Genomic DNA, 2,448 nt, shown 5'->3' on the forward strand with positions numbered 1-2,448 from the left:
CGCGGGCCCCGCTCCGTGGCCACCTGCTCGCTCGCCGTCCACAGACGGCGGTACCAGCCGCCCTCCGGGTGCGGTTCCAGACCGAGCGCCGCCGCCTCAGCCGGCCCGTCCGTCTCACGCGCCTTCTCGTCACCCACCGGCGTCTCCCTCTCGTGCACCGGCGGGGCATCCCCTGCCGCAGGGCCAGTGTGCACCCGCGTCGGCCGCGGCTGATGCCGCGGCCGACAAACTCGATGTCCCACAGCCGCACGGCGCCGTCGGCATCGAAGTCGGCCGGGACCGCCGGGACGGGCGTCCCTGCGCGCGTGCCAGCACTGTCGGACTGGCCTGGGGCGGGCCGCACCCTGCGGGTCCCGGTCGCCTTCCACGCCCCGGACCCCGGGACGGTGCTCCCCCGTGTCCCGCCCCAAGCCGGTACCGGTATTGCCGCGGTTGTTTGTTCGGCGTCGCGCGGACGACGCCGAACAAACAACCGCCGTACAAAACCGGTGCCCGCGGGCCGCCATCCGTGGGGTGGACCCTGCGGGCGCCATGCCGCCGTCCTCGTCGGATACACCCGCCCCGAGCAGATCGCCGAGAATCTCTCCTCCGTCGGCGCCCCGCTCACCGACGACGACCTGACCTCGTCGTCAGAGACCGCCCCCACCCAACAGGCTGGCATGTACAGTTCCGATCCGGAGTGTGGTGGGTATGCAGGGCACGCCCACCGGACTCCGGAGGCGCGGAGGCCAAAGGGGGAGGTTGTGTCATGTTCGCTGTGATCTACCGGTGGCGTTTGCACGAAGGCAAGGAGCAGCAGTTCGCAGCTGGTTGGCACCGCGTGACACAAGCGATGCACAAGCATTGCGGCAGCTACGGATCACGTCTGCATCAGGCCGATGACGGCACCTGGGTGGCGTACGCACGGTGGCCGGATGCCGCCACTCGCGAGGGGTGCCCAGACGTGGACGCCGAAGGGGAAGCCATGATGAGTGAGGCGATCGCTGAGCACCTCCCCACCATTCGATGTCATGTGGTGGACGACCTTCTCGCCGAACCCCGTGACTTGTCATAGCGGGTAGCCACAGCCCGGGACTGCCTGAGCCTGTTGATCGCCCGCTCCACGGTGTTCCGCTTCTTGTACCGCTCTTCGTCGAAGCCGGGCGGCCTGACTGTCGACCTTCTCCAGGATGACGTGCCGGATGCCCCGGCGCCGCAGGTAGATGCGGCACGGAGTGTTGCTGTATCCCTTGTCGGCCGCGAGACTGTCGGGTTTCGTGCGTGGCCGGCCCGGCCCGGCCCGGCCCAATGCGCGGAACGCGGATCTTTTCGAGCACGACCTTGAACTGGGTACCGTCCGCTCGTCGTCCGCGCGGTGACGACCAAGGACAGCGGGCGGCAGCGGCCATCCGCGCTCAGGTGGAGCTTGCTGGTGTTTGCTGGTGAATTTGCCCGCGAGCGGCCCAGACCCTCACCTCCTGCACCACCTCCACCAGCCGGGCGAGCAGGCTCCGCCACGAAGGCCCGTGGGCCATACCGCTCGTACATGCAAGATCAATTCACGGGTCGCAGCCTGATCCGGTGTGTGCCTCAGGAACTCCGGACCGCCGTCAGCGGTGGCGGGCGGGCCTGCGGCGCTGCTCCGAGTCGGTCAGCGCCGGTCGTCTGTAGTCGATGTCCGCGGGGTTGAGCGTGACGCCGGGGGCGACGATCTCGTCGATGCGGTCGAGGATCTCGTCGTCGAGCTGGACCTCGGAGGCGGCGAGCTGGTCGGTGAGTTGCTCGACCGTGCGGGCACCGAGGATCACAGAGGTGACGCCCGGGTGTGTCGACGCGAAGGCGAGCGCCAGGTGCGTCAGGGAGATTCCCGCCTCGTCCGCCAAGGCCGACAGCCGCTCGACAGCGTCGAGTTTGCGCTGGTTGCCCGGCAGGTCAAGGTTGAACTTGTGGGCGACCGCCTGTCGGAACAAGTTCATCTCGATCGGCTCGCCGCGGCGGAACCGCCCGGTCAGCCAGCCGCTGTTGAGTGGACTCCAGGTCAGCACGCCGAGTCCGTACTTCTGCGCGGTAGGCAGCACGTCCGCCTCGATCCCGCGCACGAAGACGGAGTACGGCGGCTGCTCGGTGCGGAAGGGGATGTGGCTCCGGCGGTCGGCGGTCCACTGGGCCTCGACAAGCTGTTCGGCGGGGAAGTCCGAGGTCCCGATGGCCATGAGCTTGCCCGCGCGCACCAGGTCGGACAGGACCGAGAGCGTCTCATCGATGTCCGTGCTCGGGTCCGGGCGGTGCACCTGGTAGAGGTCGATGCGGTCGGTACCCAGGCGACGCAGGCTGTCGTCGACGGCCTTGGTGAGCCAACGGCGTGAGTTGCCCTGCCGGTTGGGGTCCTCGTCCTTGAAACGGACTGGGAAGTGCCCCTTCGTCGCGAGCACGACATCGTCGCGGCGGTCTCGGACGGCCTTGCCCACG

General features: G+C 69.0%; 2 protein-coding genes. One reads left to right on the plus strand and one right to left on the minus strand.

Annotated features, from left to right (window positions below):
• Positions 1-748: 748 nt before the first annotated feature.
• Positions 749-1,054, plus strand: coding sequence for an antibiotic biosynthesis monooxygenase (locus IE312_RS09795; protein ID WP_189980311.1), 306 nt, complete (start codon positions 749-751; stop codon positions 1,052-1,054).
• Between the two features lie 535 nt (positions 1,055-1,589).
• Here the strand turns inward: IE312_RS09795 and IE312_RS09805 are convergent.
• The coding region (locus IE312_RS09805; protein ID WP_229899426.1) for an aldo/keto reductase at positions 1,590-2,448 on the minus strand (859 nt) is incomplete at its 5' end.

Source organism: Streptomyces capoamus (assembly GCF_014654935.1).
Lineage (GTDB): Bacteria > Actinomycetota > Actinomycetes > Streptomycetales > Streptomycetaceae > Streptomyces > Streptomyces capoamus.